This is a genomic window from Lutibacter sp. (genome assembly GCF_013139515.1).
Taxonomy (GTDB): domain Bacteria; phylum Bacteroidota; class Bacteroidia; order Flavobacteriales; family Flavobacteriaceae; genus Lutibacter.
The window spans coordinates 24,659-41,835 of the sequence record NZ_WTAR01000015.1; the positions used below are offsets into that span (position 1 = coordinate 24,659).

A 17,177-nucleotide genomic window follows, 5' to 3' on the forward strand; every position below is an offset into this window, starting at 1 on the left:
CAAAATAAAAACGCCTCAATTTTGAGGCGTTTTTATTTTTAATATATTGTAAATTAAATGTTTAGTACAAGTGTTGCTGTGATTTTTGAAGTGTCAATATTTAAATCAACAGGGTTTACTTGAGAATATATACTGTATAAACTTGTGTTGGTAGATTTTTGATACGCAACATCTAATTTTCCACCTTTAAATTTGTAACCTGCTCCAAATGAGTATCCTTCAATGTCTTCAATTTCAGGAGCATCTTTATATGGACTTTTTTCTATGTGATAACCACCTCTTAGAGAAAGATTTTCAAAACGCCACTCAGTACCAACTCGTAGTTGACCAGTGCTTTCTAAATCATTTTTAAAAGTTATATTTTCATCTGTAAAATTTGCATTGCTTAGTTTTATATTGCTGTAATTTTTGTGAATATAATCTACACTAATCAAGCCTTGTTTGTCAAATATATAAGCAAAACTACCAGTAAGTTTACTGGGTGTTCTTAATTTATAATCAAACCCATTTGTTCCAGAAAAATCATTTTCAACAAATGTGTTATTTTCAAATAGGTCTACATCAAATTCAACAAACTCTTCTGCAAACGTATACCAAACAGGCGATTGGTAAGCCAATCCAAAGCGAACATTGTTATTAGGTTTTGATATAAACCCAACGTTAAAAGAATAACCATCACCATAGGTTAAAAGCTCTTGAGTTTGAGAAATATCAAAAGTATTTCCGTTACCATCGTTATTGTACTCTTCAATAAGTACATTTTGGTAATGTTCAACATCATACGTGTTAATTGATGCGCCTACATATAAATTGTCTCTATATTGTGAGGCAAAAGTAAAAGAGTACTTATTTGTTTGTCCATCAGTATAATTTTCAAAATATTGACCGTCAGAATTTATATACACAACAGGATCATTATCATAAAAATCTGAAATAGGAGCAAACCCACTATTTCCACTAGCTATCCATAGGTCTTCAAAATTATTTGACATGCTATAATTAAACCCTATCGCAAAATTACTCCACTCAGAATTGTTACGGGCGTCAAATACAAACACACCACCCGCTTGTGAAATATTTGAATAATCATTTTCTAATAATTCATTAGTACCAAAAAACGAAGAAGCTGTTTCAGTATTACTAACATTTAATGATAATGAAAACTCGCTTTTTAAAAATACTGCAGCTCCTGCCGGATTTGTTTCAATAGATGATAAATCGCCACCTAAAGCTCCAAAAGCTCCACTCATGGCATTGTAACGTGCTGTACCGTTTATGTTTTCTTTTGAAAACAATACGCCAATATCATTATAACTTAATGTTTGCGCATTAGAAATGTAAGCAATGCATAACATTGCGATAAAATATAATTTTTTCATGATGTTTTAATTTAATTACGTCTTGAACTTCTGCTTGATGAACTACTACTTGATGATCTTGATGATGACCTTGAAGATGATGTCCCTGATGATCTTGATGGGCTACTACTTCTACTAGTTGTTGAAGGGCTTCTACTTGATGAACTACTACTTGATGTATTATCACTTTTACTTGTTGTTGCACTTCTCCAATTAGAATTAGTTCTTCTTTTTTGTGAATCGTTAGAAGTTGAATTGTTACTTGATGATCTTGTTGTTCGGGTATTTGTAGTTGTTGATTTTACAGGTCTTCTGTAGGTTTTAGAGCGTGTAGTTCTATCTTCAGGGTTTCTTTCAACTCTTCTAGATGTAGCATAAACAGTTCTTTTACTTGTTTTAGGAGTATAAGCACTTCTTCTGCTTGTTGTTGCTATAGATCTTCTTCCGCTCGTATTGTAAGTTGTTCTTTTGCCATAATTTTCATAACGGTCAAACCTACTATAGTAATTGTTATAATAAGGCGAATAACTGTAAGAGTTTCCGTAATAACCATAATCGTAATAAGGGTTTACAATTCCGTAATTATAATATGCTGAATAATAATATGGGTTGTAATATCTCCAAGGTGAATAGTAGTTTGAATAATATGGGTAATAATTATGATAAGAGTAATGAAACGGACTATACCAATAATAACCTGAGCTTGCATATCCAGTATTTATATTAATAGTTACATTATCAGTGTATTCCCAAGGTGTGTCATAATCATTATAAATAGTATCATTTTCAATGGTGGTATCTTCATCGTAATAAGCGTCAATATCTGTAAAAGTATCATCTTTATTTAAATTTTGAAGATCTTCTAATTGACGAGAAAAATAATTTTTATCAAAATCACCACTATCTTCAACAACTACAATTTCTTGTTGCTGGGGTGTTTGATTACCAGAAGAGCTATAAATCCCATCATCGTCATTATTATATACACTTTGATAAGTTCCACAAGAAAATAAACTTACAGCAAGTATTAATAAAATACTAATTTGCGAGTTTTTTTGGTTAATTATTTTTGAAACTTCCATAATCAGTTGTAATTTTTATTGTTGAACTATTTAAAAAGAATTAGTTTTGTCGAAATTAATCTTTTATAGGTAAAAAGGTGCAATATTTATGCCAAACATTTAATTATGAGTAAGAAATTAACAAAGAGAGAAGATGGCTATTCTAAATGGTATAATGAATTAGTTGTAAAGGCTGATTTAGCTGAAAATTCAGGAGTAAGAGGTTGTATGGTAATAAAACCATATGGTTATGCAATTTGGGAAAAAATGCAAGCTGAATTAGATAGAAAGTTTAAAGAAACAGGTCATGAAAATGCATATTTTCCATTATTTATACCAAAATCATTTTTAAGTAAAGAAGCGGCTCACGTTGATGGATTTGCAAAAGAGTGTGCAGTGGTTACACATTATCGTTTAAAAAATGCTGAAGATGGAAGTGGAGTTGTAGTTGATCCTGATGCTAAATTAGAAGAAGAATTGATAGTTAGACCAACTTCAGAAACCATTATTTGGGACACGTATAGAAGATGGATAGAATCTTATAGAGATTTACCTTTAAAAATTAATCAATGGGCAAATGTAGTACGTTGGGAAATGCGAACCAGATTATTTTTAAGAACTGCTGAATTTTTATGGCAAGAAGGGCATACAGCACACGAAACAAAAAATGAAGCTCTAGAGGAAGCAGAGTTAATGTTAAATGTGTATGCTGAATTTGCTGAAGAACATATGGCAATGCCAGTAATTAAAGGTTTAAAAACCGAAAGTGAACGTTTTGCTGGAGCTGAAGAAACTTATTGCATTGAAGGTTTAATGCAAGATGGTAAAGCATTACAAGCAGGAACTTCACATTTTTTAGGTCAAAATTTTGCAAAAGCGTTTGATGTAAAATTTACTTCAAAAGAAGGAAAGAGAGAATATGTTTGGGCAACATCTTGGGGTGTTTCAACACGTTTAATGGGGGCTTTAATTATGACACATTCAGATGATTTAGGGTTGGTGCTTCCACCAAAATTAGCGCCAATTCAAGTGGTGATAATTCCTATTCATAGAAACGATGAGCAATTAGATGCAATTTCAGTAAAAGTAAATGAAATAGTAAAAGAGTTACGTAAAAAGGGTGTTTCAGTTAAATATGATAATAGAACAACTTATAAACCAGGTTGGAAATTTGCTGAATATGAATTGAAAGGTGTGCCATTACGAATTGCAATGGGACCAAGAGATTTAGAAAATGGAACGCTAGAAATTGCTCGTAGAGATACTTTAGAAAAGAAAAATATATCTCAAGACACTATTGTTAGTTATGTTGAAAAAACATTGGAAGAGATTCAAAATAACTTATATAATAAAGCTTTAGATTATAGAGAAACGCATATTACTGAAGTAAATACTTTTGAAGAATTTAAAGATGTTTTAAACAATAAGGCAGGTTTTGTCTCAGCACATTGGGATGGAACTACTGCAACAGAAGATAAAATTAAAGATTTAACAAAAGCAACGATAAGATGTATTCCTTTAAATAATAAAATTGAAGAAGGAAAGTGCATATTTACTGGAGAAAAGTCAGTTCAAAGAGTATTATTTGCAAAAGCTTATTAATTTTTTTAAAAAAGTTTTGCAGATTGAAAAATAGTTGTATTTTTGCATCCGCAATGACGAAATACTGTCATTGTAAAAAACAAAGCGGTCCGTTCGTCTAGGGGTTAGGACGCATGGTTTTCATCCATGTAACAGGGGTTCGATTCCCCTACGGACTACAATAAATAATTAAAAAATTAAAAATGGCAAATCACAAGTCAGCATTAAAAAGAATTAGAGCTAATAGCGTAAAGCAATTAAGAAATAAATATCAGCACAAAACAACTCGTAATGCTGTTAGAGATTTACGTGCTGCTACTGATAAGAAAGAAGCTGAGGCGTTATTTCCAAAAGTAGCTGCAATGCTTGATAAATTGGCTAAAAGCAATATTATCCATAAAAACAAAGCGAGTAATTTAAAATCTAAATTAGCTAAGCACGTAGCAGCAATTTAATTTTTAACTTATTATAATTTATTACATAAAGCATTCTAGAAATAGAATGCTTTTTTGTTTTACAATAAATCTTAAAATAAGCTTACCACTCATAAGATCTATTGGCGTCTAATCGAATAAAAATAAAGAGTAGTACTGTAAAACCCCAAAGGCCAGAACCGCCATAGCTAAAAAATGGAAGCGGAATCCCAATGGTAGGTAATAAACCTATTACCATACCAATATTTATAGTGAAATGTGTAAAAAATATGGCTGCAATGCTATATCCATAAACTCTACTAAATTTTGATTTCTGTCGCTCAGCAATATGGATAATTCTTAATAAAAAGAATATGAATAAAAATATAACAGCAACACTTCCTACAAATCCCCATTCTTCACCTACCGTTGTAAAAATATAATCTGTTTGTTGTTCTGGAACAAAATCACCTTGTGTTCTTTCTCCGTCTAAAAAACCTTTTCCGGTTAAACCTCCAGAGGCAATGGTTATTACAGATTGATTTGTGTTGTAGCCAATATTTTTAATGTCTTGTGTTTTTCCTAATAGTATATCAAATCTATCTCTATGTCGTTGTTCAAAAACGTGATTGAATACAAAATTTACACTAATAATAAATAATACAGATATAATATAAATTCCTATAATTTTTAGCCAACCTTTTTTAAAGGCTTTTTTTCTGTAGAAGTTAAAGTATACAACTATAATAAAAAATAAGGCAAAAGAACTTATTAGTGTATAAAAATAGCCAAAGTATAAGGTGGTAATAAAAAGAATGATTGCTATAAATCCAATGCTAACATAATAAATAGGTAGACCTTCTCTATAAAGCACAAATATAAAAGCAAAATATACAAGTGCAGAACCAGGATCGGGTTGTAGTGTAATTAAAAATGCAGGAAAAAATAAAATGAGGAATGCTTGTATTTGTGTGTTCCATTTTTTTAAATTAAACTGCTTATCACTTACTAATTTTGCGATAGCTAAAGCTGTTGCTGCTTTTGCAAATTCTGAAGGTTGAATACTAAAACCACCTAAATCATACCAGGATGTTGCACCATTTATGTTTTTTCCTAAAATAAAAAGACCAACTAAAGAAGTTAAGCTTATTAAATATAATATGGAAGCAAATTTTTCATAAAATTTAGCCTCAAATAGTAGAATTATTAGAATAAGTGGAAAACTAAGACCTATCCATATAAGTTGTTTTCCATATTCAGTTGAAAAATTAACTAAACTAATTTTAGTTTCTGTAATTGTTGCTGAATAAATATTTATCCACCCAATAAAAATTAATAGAAAATAAATAAGGATAAGTATCCAATCTATTCCGTAAAATATGTTGGTTTTTCTAATTCTCAATGGTAGATTTTTCTTTTAATTGTTTATCATATTCCTCTTGTAAGCTTCCTTCAAACATACGTTTTTCTTCCCAAGGTCTCACAGTTTTCCCGTTTAGATATTTTTCAATCATTAAACTAGCAATTGGACCGGCCCATCTTGAACCCCAATAACCGTTTTCAACAAAAACAGCAATTGCTATTTGCGGATTGCCTTTAGGTGCAAAAGCAATAAACACCGAGTGATCTTGTCCGTGTGAATTTTCAGATGTTCCAGTTTTTCCACAAATTTCTAACCCTTTTACTTTAGACCAACTTGCTGTACCGTGGGGCTTTTCAAAAACATTGAATAAACCTTCAATTACAGGTTCAAAATGTTCTTTATTAATAGTTGTTTTTTTTAAGGTAGTAAATCTTGTATCTAACTCTTTATCTTTAATTTTTTTTACAATGTGTGGTGTGTAAAAAACACCTTTATTTGCAACAATTGCGGTCATGTTTGCTAGCTGAATAGGCGTGGTTAAAATTTCTCCTTGACCAATGGCATTAGAAATTGTTGTAACAGCTCTCCAACCACCATTTGGATAGTATTTATTGTAGAAATTTTCATCTGGAATTAAACCTTTTTGACCTACAGATAAATCGTTATTTAAAAAATTTCCTAAGCCAAAACTTTTAACATTAGTATTCCAAACTTTCATTCCTTCTGAAGGTGTAGGGTATTTCTCAATAGTTTTTCTGTAAGCATTTGAAAAGTAACTATTGCATGAGCGATATATTGCTTTATTTAATTTTACAGGACTACCATGGGTTTCGCAGTGGCATTTCATAAAAGCCTCTTTTCTACTTCCGTACCTATAACCACCATAACATTTAATAGCAGTATTGGTGTCAATTACATTTTCTTGTAAGGCAACTAAAGCAGATATTACTTTAAAAGGAGATCCTGGAGGGTATTGTGCTTGTAATCCCCTATCTAATAATGGGCGATTTATGGTATCAAGGTATAGTTTTGTAAAGTTTTTAGAGCGCTCTCTTCCAACCATTAAATTTGGATTGTAGGTTGGAGTAGAAATCATAGCTAAAATTTCACCTGATGAAGGTTCTATTGCAACAATTCCTCCTCGTTTGTTGGTCATTAATGCTTCGCCGTATTGCTGTAATTTTATATCTATTGTTAATGTTAAATCTTTACCAGGAATAGGTAGTGTATCATAAATTCCATTTTTGTAAGAGCCAATTTCTTTGTTAAATCTATCTCTTTGTATATGTTTAACTCCTTTAGTTCCACGTAAAGTATTTTCGTATGTTTTTTCAACTCCAGCTGTTCCAATAAGTTCACCTAATTGATAATAAGGGTTTTTCTTAATTAAGCTTTCGTTTACTTCACTTATATAGCCTAAAACATTTGGAGCGGTATTTATAGGATATTCTCTTAATAAACGTTTTTGAATGTAAAAGCCATCAAACTTGTGCATTTTTTCTTGTAAATACGCAAAATCGTTTTTAGATAATTGAGCTAAAAAAGTGGAAGGGATTCTTGTTGAATAGCGCCTAGCTTTCAATATTTTTTTAATGAAATCTTTTTTACTTATTTTAAGTAAAGTACAAAATTCAATAGTATCTAATGGTTTTACTTCTCTAGGAATTACCATAATATCATATGATAATTGGTTAGCAACCAATAAAACACCATTTCTATCATAAATATAACCTCTTTCAGGATAATCATATACAATTTTTACAGCTGAATTATTTACAGTTGGTTTGTTGTAGGTATTATTTACAACTTGCAAATAAAAGAGACGAATTATAAAGATTAGCCCTATAAAAATAATGATAAATGATAACAAGCCAGTCCTTTTCATGTGTCTTGTTTAATAGTTTATTAGTGGTTAAATATTGTTTTTTTAAAGCTAGTTATTTTTTTGAAATTAAAAGCAACAAGTAGTATTATTTATTTCTTTTTAACAAATAAGAAAATTCCTAAAAGAATAATTATTATAGTAAATATACTTGTAAAAAAAGTAGTTGAAATAATAGATGTAAAAGCATTTGAGCTAAAATATTCTAATGAAAATAATATAAAATGATGTATAATTGTTAACGTAACGATGTACAAAAATATTTTATCAAATGAAATTGATCTTAGATTAAAAAGTAAATAATCAAAATCACTTTTTCTTAAAACAGCTTTTAAAATTGGAAGTCTAATAAATGCTATAAATACTGTTGCCGCAGCATTTACACCTCCTGAATTTGAAAAAAAATCTATTGAAATTCCTAAAAAGAAACTTGTAATTAAAAATACGCTTTTATTTTTTTTAATAGGAAATAAGAAAATCCAAGTTATATATACAAACGGATTTAAATAACCAAAAAGGTTCACATTATTTAAAATGAGTACTTGTAAAAGTACTAAAAAAATAAAGCGAACTGTATTTGATAGTATTAAATTATTCATTATTAGTTTGCTGCTCTAGCTGGTTTTGTTCTTTTTTTTGAAGATTATCAACAATTTGTACATAACCAATTGAGGTCATATCATTAAATAATAATGTGTTTATTTGTTGGTATTTGTTGTTTTCAAATATAAAATCTTTTATAATACCCACATGAATTCCTTCTGGGAAAATAGCCGATTTTCCTCCGGTTATAATTGTATCACCAACTTTAATTACAGCTTGTCTAGGTATGTCTTCAAGTTGAGCTGTTGTGTGGTTTTCTCCATTCCAACTTAAAGTTCCATAATGATTGCTATTTTTTAAACGAACATTTATTTTAGAGTAACCATTTAATATAGAAAGAACAGTACTATAATTTGAAGAAGTGTTTTTAACTACTCCAATAATTCCAAGACTGTTTATAACTCCTAAATCAGTTGCCAACCCTTGCTTAGTTCCTTTATTAAGTGTTAAAATATTGTTTCTGTTGGTGTAATTATTTTTAATAACTTTTGCTACTGAATATTCATATTTTTGGAAAAATTTAACAGTGTCAATTACAGTATAATTTTCTTTTGTATAGTTAATTTCCTTTTTGTTTAAAAGATTTTTTAAACGAACATTTTCTTCAATTAAAAGTTTATTTTCATCTCTTAAAAGAAAAAATTCATTCACATTATTAACAGTATTATATAAGCCGCCTGTAATAAAATTAGCGGAATTTACAAATTTACTGGTGTGATAAGAATGTTGTTGGATTGTAAAAGTTATAGCTAAAATTTCTAACAATAAAAATAGCAGAAAGTATCTAAATTTTCTAATAAAATAAATTATTTGCTGCATAAATTAATTAAAGAAAGTTGAACTATTTCATTAATACATTTTTGTATTTTTCAATGTCTTTTAAAGCAATTCCAGTACCTCTTACAACTGCTCTTAATGGGTCTTCAGCAACATACACGGGTAAATCTGTCTTTCTAGATAAACGTTTGTCTAAACCTCTAAGCATTGACCCACCACCTGCTAAATATATTCCAGTATTATAAATGTCTGCAGCCAATTCAGGAGGAGTTCTAGATAATGTTTCCATAACAGCATCTTCAATTCTTAAAATAGATTTATCTAATGCTTTTGAAATTTCTCTAAATGAAATTTGAACTTGTTTTGGCTTTCCACTTAATAAATCACGTCCCTGAACTAACATATCTTCTGGTGGAGTTTCTAAATCTTCAGTAGCTGCACCAATTTGAATTTTAATTCTTTCAGACGTTCGTTCACCAACATATAAGTTATGTTGGGTACGCATATAATAAGCAATATCAGAAGTAAAAACGTCTCCTGCAACTTTTACAGATTTATCGCAAACAATACCTCCTAAAGCAATTACTGCAATTTCAGTAGTACCACCACCTATATCAATAATCATATTTCCTTTAGGTTGCATAATGTCAATACCAATACCAATTGCAGCAGCCATTGGTTCATGAATTAAATAAATTTCTTTAGCATTCATGTGCTCTGCGGAGTCAATTACGGCACGCTTTTCAACTTCAGTAATTCCAGAAGGAATACAAATTACCATGCGTAATGATGGTGAAAAAAAGCGCTTTTTAATATTTGGAATATTTTTGATAAACTCTTTTATCATTTGTTCCGAAGCTTCAAAATCTGCAATTACACCGTCTTTTAAAGGTCTAATAGTTTTAATATTTTCATGAGTTTTTCCTTGCATTAAACTAGCCTGTTTGCCAATTGCAATTATTTTTCCACTGTTTCTATCTCTAGCTACAATAGAAGGAGCATCTACAACAACTTTACCATCATGAATTATTAGTGTATTTGCAGTACCTAAATCAATGGCAATGTCTTCAGTCATAAAGTCGAAAAAACCCATACTATATTAATTGTTTTTTTAATTTTTAAATTGGAATCTCACAAAGTTACTAAAATTAGTGTTTAAAATGACGTGTTCCGGTAAATATCATTGACATTTTATGTTCGTTACAATAATCAATAGATAATTGATCTTTTATGGAGCCACCTGGTTGAATTACAGCTTTAATTCCTGCGTTATCAGCAATTTCAACACAATCAGGAAATGGAAAAAAAGCATCACTTGCCATTACAGCACCATTTAAATTAAATTTAAAATGAGTAGCTTTTGTAATAGATTGATTTAAAGCATCTACACGACTAGTTTGTCCTGTTCCGCTTGCGCAAAGTTGTTTATCTTTTACCAAAACAATGGTGTTAGATTTGGTATGTTTACAAATTTTTGAAGCGAAAAGTAAATCTTCTAACTCTTTATTTGTAGGCTCTTCAAATGTTGAAGTAGTTATAACACTTGCATCATCAGTTTTAGTATCTTTAGCTTGAAATAATACGCCGTTTAGCGCCGTTCTATATTGAGTTTTAGGTAATTTAATATTTTTTTGAATTAAAATAATTCGATTCTTTTTACCTTTCAAAATTTCTAAAGCTTCAACAGTATAACTTGGTGCAATTACAACTTCGCAAAACAATTTGTGAATTTCTGAAGCAGTATCTGCATCAATTTCTTTATTTGAAATTAAAACCCCACCAAATGCTGAAGTTGGATCGCCAGCCAATGCATCTAAATAAGCTTGTTTTAAAGTTGCTCTTTGAGCTAAACCACAAGCGTTATTGTGTTTTAAAATTGCAAAAGTTGGCGTGTCATTTTTAAATTCTTGAATTAAATTTACTGCAGCATCAACATCTAATAAGTTATTGTAAGAAAGCTCTTTACCATGTAATTTATCAAAAAGACTTTCTAAATCACCAAAGAAATACCCTTTTTGATGTGGGTTTTCTCCGTAACGTAACGTTGAAACGGTATCAAAACTTTGTCTAAAAGTAACTTCATCATTATTTAAGTAGTTAAAAATAGCGGTATCATAATGACTAGAAATTGCAAATGATTTTGCAGCAAAACGTTTACGTTGTTCTAAAGTTGTTTCTCCGTTAGTTTCATCAATTATTTGAAGAAATTCAGGGTATTGGTTCATTGAAGAAACACAAATAACATCTTTAAAGTTTTTTGCGGCTGCTCTTATTAGTGAAATACCACCAATATCAATTTTTTCAATAATATCTTGCTCTGAAGCTCCACTTAAAACTGTTTTTTCAAACGGATACAAATCAACAATTACAATATCAATTTCAGGAATGTTAAATTCATTTAATTGTGAGACATCATTTTCATTTTCTCGTCTAGATAAAATTCCACCAAAAACTTTTGGATGCAACGTTTTAACTCTTCCACCTAAAATTGAAGGGTACGATGTTAAATCTTCAACAGGAATAACATTAATTCCTAGTTCTTTTATAAATTTTTCAGTTCCTCCGGTAGAATAAATGGTAATTCCAAGTGCGTTTAATTTTTGTACAATTGGTTCTAAACCATCTTTGTGAAATACAGAAATTAAGGCAGATGTTGCTTTTTTAGGTGAATTCATAAGTTGTGTTGTTGTTTTGGCAAAGCTAATAATTATCAGCAGTTTAACAATATAAAATAGATGTAAAAATATCGTATTAATTTATAAAATTTTGGCAACTTTCTCGCAAACAAATTCTAGCAACAATTCATCTTCTTTTGAAAAAGGATTTATGGTATGTGAATCAATATCAATTTGACCAATATTTTTATTGTTGCTAAAAATTGGAATTACAATTTCACTTTTAACCTTAAAACCACAAGAAATGTAATTGTCTTGAGCTTCAACATTTGGCACAATAAAGTTTTTATTACTAACCGCAACTTGTCCGCAAATACCTTTTCCAAAAGGAATTAGAGTATGCTCAGTAGGTTCTCCAGAAAACTCGGCTAATTTTAATTCTTGTTTAGTGCCGTTTTTAAAATAAAAACCAACCCAATCATAATATTCAATTTCATGTTTTAAAAAATTACAAATTGATTGAAGTTTTTCAGAAACAGTACTGTTGTTATTAATTATTACAGTTATAGATTCTTTTAATTGATGCGTATTCATTTACTATTGTAGTTTTGTACAAAATTAATAATAATTTAATGTTTTTACCTATATTTAAATTAACAACAATCTAAATATAATACGATATAAAATAATAATCTGTCATATTTTTGTATTTTAGGCGACTATAAATTAATAATAACTTTAATAAATAATTATAATGAAAAAAACAATTTTTGTGTTTGCGGCAATCTTTTCAATGACTGTATTGTTTACAGCGTGTAAAGAAACAAAAAAAGAAGAAGTAAAGGAAGGTGTTAAAATTGAAAGTCATGAAGGTCATGGCCATGAAAGTGAAGAATCTACCGTAGCTGATGTTTATCAATGTCCAATGGATTGTGAAAAAGGAAAAACATATAGTGAGGCAGCTTCTTGCCCTGTTTGTAAAATGGATTTAAAAGTAAAATCTGCTGATGTTCAAGATATGAAACATGCAGATAATTGTAAATGTAAAGAAGGTGGCGAATGTACATGTGAAGATGGTATGTGCAAATGCCAAGAAGAAGTTGCATCTTTAAATAAAGAATGTACAAAATGTGAACCTGGAAAATGTGAGTGTAAAGCTTAAAACACAATATTTTTAAAAATAAAAAAACCGCTTAAATTATTTTAAGCGGTTTTTTTTATATGTAGATATACTTATAGTTTAGTAAGGAAAATTTATTTGAAACGACTTTAATTGAATAAAAGTTAGCTCAATGAAATTAAAAATAATATTTACCTTAGTTTCCATATTTGCATTTAATAGTATAATTGCACAAACTTGTTGTTCAGGAGGAATACCACTTTCTAATAATATTGGATTGGCAATTTTAGAAAAAGGAACTACTCAAATAGGTGTTTCTTATGATTATAACAATCTTAACACTTTAAATAATGGTTCAGATAAATTAGATGATGATTCTAGATTAAGAATAACACACGCTATTTTAATGAATGTGAGTTATGCAATAACTAATAAATTATCAGTTGAAGGTTTATTAACTTGGGTAAATCAAAGAAGAAAAATATCTCAATTTGGAAATGAAAATTTAGATCAAACATCAGGTATTGGAGATGGTCTTTTACTATTAAAATATAATTTACCTAATTTTATTGGGAAGAACACAACTTTTAACGTGGGGGTTGGTACTAAAATTCCGTTTGGTTCATCAACAGAGCAAAACAACCAAGGAATCACTTTAAATGCAGATTTACAACCAGGAAGTAATGCTTGGGATGTTGTTTATTGGTCATCAATTACTAAAAGTTTTAATTTTAGACCTTCATTTAATATTTCATCAAGGTTTATTTTTAGAAACACGGGTACCAACAACTCTTACTTTGGAGATAGTACCTATAAATTTGGGAATGAATTGCAAGCTTTTTTAGGATTTTCTGATCAGTTTTTAATATCTAAAACTACTGTTTCTCCAAGTATATCATTCAAATATAGAAACGCAATTCAAGATAAAATAGGAGGGTTTAATTTAGATAATACTGGAGGTAACTGGCTTTCTGTAATCCCTAATTTTTCAATAAACATTTCATCAAATCTTGTTTTTTCTACCAAAGCTGAAATTCCAATATATAGCAATGTTGATGGAACACAGCTAACACCAACATACAGATTAACTTCAGGAATTTTATTCACAATAGCTCCTAAAAAAGAAATGCTAATATTAAATTAACAAGTATGAAAAAAAAGATTTTTTACGTTTTTGTAGTAACATTATTTATTATTTCTTGCGGAGGAAATAATGATAACGATTTTTCTTCAAATCCAACAGGTTCAAATAATTCAGATGGAAGCCCATCAGAGGATAATAATTCAAATAATCCATCTTCAAATGATTGGCTAATTCCAGTTAATGAAGTTAAAGATGGAGGTCCAGGAAAAGATGGAATACCTTCAATTGACGCTCCAAAATTTGTGAATGTAGATAACGCAACCTTTTTAAATGATGATGATTTAGTAATTGGAATTGTAAATGAGAATGAAGTAAAAGCATATCCTCATAAGATTTTAGATTGGCATGAAGTAGTGAATGATGAAATTAATAGTGAATTTATTACAATTAACTATTGCCCTTTAACCGGTACTGCATTTGGATGGCAAAGTGAAGCAGATGGTGTAAAATCTTCCTTTGGTGTTTCAGGACTATTGTATAATACAAACTTAATATTATATGATAGGAAAACAGATAGTTATTGGCCTCAGTTAAAACTTCAATGTGCTAATGGTGAATTAATAGGAGATAAGCCTACATTGCATAATGTTGTAGAAACCAATTGGGGTACTTGGAAAAAATTATACCCTAACACGAAGGTTTTAAGTTTAGAAACAGGTTTTTCTAGAAATTACAATAATTACCCGTATGGAGATTATAAAACAAATCAAGAGTTTTTCATCTTTACGGCTTCACCCTCAAATGATGCATTACCTAATAAAGAAAGAGTTTATGCAATACTAGATGATAAAGAATCAAAAATTTATCAATTTGATAAATTTAATAATGGAAATGTAATAAAAGATGTATTTAATGGAAAAGAATATTTAGTTGTTGGTAATGAGAATTTAATTTATTCTTTCGAATTAAATGTTAGTCAGTCAACTTTAAATTTTGAATATGATTTTAATAACTCAGAAGTTTTTTTTAAAGATGATGAAGGTAATAAATGGTCAATCTTTGGAAAAGCAATTGAAGGCCCTAGAACAGGCGAAGTGTTAAAAGGAGCAAAATCTGTTATGAGTTTTTGGTTTGCAATAGCTGCATTTTACCCAAACCCTGAAATTTATAATCAATAGATTTATTGATGTATAATAATAAAAAAATCCGATGTTTTAGCATCGGATTTTTTTATTATATATTGAAATAGTTTTACATCATTCCTGGCATTCCACCACCCATTGGAGGCATTCCACCACCAGCAGGAACATCTTCTTTAATATCAACTAATGTACAAGCTGTTGTTAAAATCATACCAGCAACAGAAGCTGCATTTTCTAACGCAATTCTTGTTACTTTAGTAGGATCTATAATACCAGCCTTTAACATTTTAGTGTATTCTTCAGTTTTTGCATTGTAACCAAAATCACCTTTTCCTTCAATAACTTTAGCGACAACAACTGAGCCTTCTCCACCAGCATTTTCAACAATTTGGCGTAATGGTTCTTCAATTGATCTGTCTAAAATTTTAACTCCAGTAAGTTCATCTAAATTGTCAGTAGTAATAGCTTTTAACACTTCTTTAGTTCTCACTAAAGCAACACCACCACCAGCTACAATTCCTTCTTCAACTGCAGCACGCGTTGCATGTAATGCATCATCAACTCTGTCTTTTTTCTCTTTCATTTCTACTTCACTTGCAGCACCAACATATAAAACTGCAACACCACCAGCTAATTTAGCTAAGCGTTCTTGTAATTTTTCTTTGTCATAATCTGAAGTTGTAGTTTCAATTTGTGCTTTTATTTGTGCAACTCTAGCTTTAATATTATCAGCATTTCCAGCACCATTTACAACAGTTGTATTATCTTTATCAATAGTAACTCTTTCTGCTGTTCCTAATAGATCAAGAGTTGCTTTTTCTAGCGTTAATCCTCTTTCTTCAGCAATTACAGTACCACCTGTTAAAATTGCTATATCTTCTAGCATTGCTTTTCTTCTGTCTCCAAAACCTGGAGCTTTTACAGCTGCAATTTTTAATGCACCTCTTAGTTTATTCATTACTAATGTAGCTAGAGCTTCACCTTCAACATCTTCAGCAATAATTAATAGTGGTTTTCCGCTTTGTGCTACTGGTTCTAAGATTGGTAGCAAATCTTTAAGGTTTACTATTTTCTTTTCGAACAAAAGGATATATGGATTCTCTAAGTCTGTTAACATTTTATCAGCATTGGTAACAAAATAAGGAGATAAATATCCTCTATCAAATTGCATTCCTTCAACAATATCTACATATGTAGCAGTTCCCTTAGCTTCTTCAACAGTAATTACACCTTCTTTTCCAACTTTTTCAAAAGCTTGGGCAATTAAATCTCCAATTGTACCATCATTATTTGCTGAAATTGCTGCTACTTGTTTTATTTTATCAATTTTATTACCAACTTCTTGAGATTGTTCTTGTAAATTTTTAACAATAGCCTCAACTGCTTTGTCTATACCGCGTTTTAAATCTAACGGATTTGCGCCTGCAGCAACATTTTTTAAACCTTCTTTAACAATTGCTTGTGCTAAAACGGTAGCCGTTGTAGTACCATCACCGGCTAAATCGTTGGTTCTTGAAGCTACTTCTTTTACCATTTGAGCTCCCATGTTTTCTAGAGCATCTTCTAATTCAATTTCTTTAGCTACAGTTACACCATCTTTTGTAATTACAGGTCCGCCAAAAGCTTTACCAATAACTACATTTCTTCCTTTAGGACCTAAAGTTACTTTAACTGCATTTGCTAAAGCATCAACACCACGTTTTAAACCATCACGTGCTTCTATATCAAAAATTATATTTTTTGCCATTTTCTTATTTTTTAAACTATTAAATAATTGCTAAAATATCAGCTTCTCTCATAATTAAGTATTCTTCACCTTCAAAAACAAGTTCAGTACCAGCGTATTTTCCAAATAATACTTTATTGCCAATTTCAACAGTCATTGGCTCGTCTTTTGTTCCGTTACCAATTGCAACTACAGTTCCTTCTTGTTGTTTTTCTTTTGCTGAATCTGGTATAATAAGTCCTGATGCAGTTGTAGTTTCAGCTTCAATAGGTTTTACTAGAACTCTATCGGCTAATGGTTTAATATTAATTTTACTCATATGTAATTAGTTTGAAATTTATTAACTCTGTGAATTAAACTTCCCAAAAGTATGCCAATTAGATAAAACTGACAAATGTACTTTTTACAGAAAGTATATAAAAACAAAAATGCCAACGTGTCATTTACGTTGG

At 30.0% G+C, this 17,177-nt stretch carries 16 protein-coding genes and 1 tRNA gene; 6 read left to right on the plus strand and 11 right to left on the minus strand.

From position 1 onward, the window contains the following. Nucleotides 1–53 precede the first annotated feature (53 nt). Both GQ540_RS01710 and GQ540_RS01715 read right to left on the minus strand, forming a co-directional pair. Nucleotides 54–1,379, minus strand: a complete 1,326-nt coding sequence (locus tag GQ540_RS01710; protein WP_291796406.1) for an OmpP1/FadL family transporter — start codon at nt 1,377–1,379, stop codon at nt 54–56. Nucleotides 1,380–1,390: 11 nt separating this feature from the next. Next, entirely contained in the window at nt 1,391–2,440 is a 1,050-nt protein-coding gene (locus tag GQ540_RS01715; RefSeq protein WP_291796407.1) for a hypothetical protein, read from the minus strand. A gap of 105 nt (nt 2,441–2,545) precedes the next feature. Here GQ540_RS01715 and proS point away from each other — a divergent pair, with 105 nt between their 5' ends. The 3 genes from proS (at nt 2,546) to rpsT (ending at nt 4,455) form a co-directional block, all read left to right on the plus strand. Next, a complete protein-coding gene (proS, locus tag GQ540_RS01720) occupies nt 2,546–4,021 on the plus strand; it encodes a proline--tRNA ligase (RefSeq protein WP_291796410.1) in 1,476 nt (491 codons plus the stop codon). An 86-nt stretch (nt 4,022–4,107) separates the two neighbouring features. Then, nucleotides 4,108–4,179 (plus strand) — tRNA-Glu (locus tag GQ540_RS01725). A gap of 24 nt (nt 4,180–4,203) precedes the next feature. After that, nucleotides 4,204–4,455, plus strand: coding sequence for a 30S ribosomal protein S20 (gene rpsT / locus GQ540_RS01730; RefSeq protein ID WP_291796413.1), 252 nt, complete (start codon nt 4,204–4,206; stop codon nt 4,453–4,455). A gap of 82 nt (nt 4,456–4,537) precedes the next feature. Here the strand turns inward: rpsT and rodA are convergent, their stop codons facing one another. From rodA to GQ540_RS01765, 7 genes are all read right to left on the minus strand, one after another. Continuing rightward, nucleotides 4,538–5,815 carry a rod shape-determining protein RodA gene (gene rodA / locus GQ540_RS01735; RefSeq protein ID WP_291796415.1) on the minus strand — a complete coding sequence of 426 codons (1,278 nt, stop codon included), beginning with the start codon at nt 5,813–5,815 and terminating at the stop codon, nt 4,538–4,540. Continuing rightward, nucleotides 5,805–7,661: a penicillin-binding protein 2 gene (gene mrdA, locus GQ540_RS01740; protein WP_291796419.1), complete on the minus strand. Its 1,857-nt coding sequence runs from the start codon at nt 7,659–7,661 to the stop codon at nt 5,805–5,807. The genes rodA and mrdA overlap by 11 nt, the downstream gene beginning before the upstream one ends. A gap of 89 nt (nt 7,662–7,750) precedes the next feature. After that, nucleotides 7,751–8,257: a rod shape-determining protein MreD gene (mreD, locus tag GQ540_RS01745; RefSeq protein ID WP_291796423.1), complete on the minus strand. Its 507-nt coding sequence runs from the start codon at nt 8,255–8,257 to the stop codon at nt 7,751–7,753. After that, nucleotides 8,250–9,080 (minus strand): rod shape-determining protein MreC, encoded by an 831-nt coding sequence (gene mreC / locus GQ540_RS01750; protein ID WP_291796424.1) that lies wholly within the window; start codon nt 9,078–9,080, stop codon nt 8,250–8,252. The genes mreD and mreC overlap by 8 nt, the downstream gene beginning before the upstream one ends. Nucleotides 9,081–9,102: 22 nt before the next feature. Continuing rightward, complete coding sequence (locus GQ540_RS01755; RefSeq protein ID WP_291796425.1) at nt 9,103–10,131, minus strand: rod shape-determining protein; 1,029 nt, start codon at nt 10,129–10,131, stop codon at nt 9,103–9,105. A 55-nt stretch (nt 10,132–10,186) separates the two neighbouring features. Further along, nucleotides 10,187–11,713: a bifunctional phosphoribosylaminoimidazolecarboxamide formyltransferase/IMP cyclohydrolase gene (gene purH / locus GQ540_RS01760; RefSeq protein WP_291796426.1), complete on the minus strand. Its 1,527-nt coding sequence runs from the start codon at nt 11,711–11,713 to the stop codon at nt 10,187–10,189. 81 nt (nt 11,714–11,794) lie between these two features. Next, nucleotides 11,795–12,247 (minus strand): GAF domain-containing protein, encoded by a 453-nt coding sequence (locus tag GQ540_RS01765; protein ID WP_291796427.1) that lies wholly within the window; start codon nt 12,245–12,247, stop codon nt 11,795–11,797. Nucleotides 12,248–12,407: 160 nt separating this feature from the next. Here GQ540_RS01765 and GQ540_RS01770 point away from each other — a divergent pair, with 160 nt between their 5' ends. From GQ540_RS01770 to GQ540_RS01780, 3 genes are all read left to right on the plus strand, one after another. Continuing rightward, the gene (locus GQ540_RS01770; protein ID WP_291796428.1) at nt 12,408–12,815 is read left to right on the plus strand and encodes a heavy metal-binding domain-containing protein; all 408 of its coding nucleotides are present in this window, start codon (nt 12,408–12,410) and stop codon (nt 12,813–12,815) included. A 130-nt stretch (nt 12,816–12,945) separates the two neighbouring features. Next, the gene (locus GQ540_RS01775) at nt 12,946–13,917 is read left to right on the plus strand and encodes a hypothetical protein (RefSeq protein ID WP_291796429.1); all 972 of its coding nucleotides are present in this window, start codon (nt 12,946–12,948) and stop codon (nt 13,915–13,917) included. Between the two features lie 5 nt (nt 13,918–13,922). Then, nucleotides 13,923–15,035: a DUF3179 domain-containing protein gene (locus GQ540_RS01780; RefSeq protein ID WP_291796430.1), complete on the plus strand. Its 1,113-nt coding sequence runs from the start codon at nt 13,923–13,925 to the stop codon at nt 15,033–15,035. 73 nt (nt 15,036–15,108) lie between these two features. Here GQ540_RS01780 and groL read toward each other — a convergent pair whose 3' ends face one another. Together groL and groES are read right to left on the minus strand one after the other, a co-directional pair. Beyond that, nucleotides 15,109–16,746 carry a chaperonin GroEL gene (groL, locus tag GQ540_RS01785; RefSeq protein WP_291796431.1) on the minus strand — a complete coding sequence of 546 codons (1,638 nt, stop codon included), beginning with the start codon at nt 16,744–16,746 and terminating at the stop codon, nt 15,109–15,111. Between the two features lie 19 nt (nt 16,747–16,765). Then, complete coding sequence (groES, locus tag GQ540_RS01790) at nt 16,766–17,044, minus strand: co-chaperone GroES (protein WP_291796432.1); 279 nt, start codon at nt 17,042–17,044, stop codon at nt 16,766–16,768. Nucleotides 17,045–17,177: the final 133 nt, after the last annotated feature.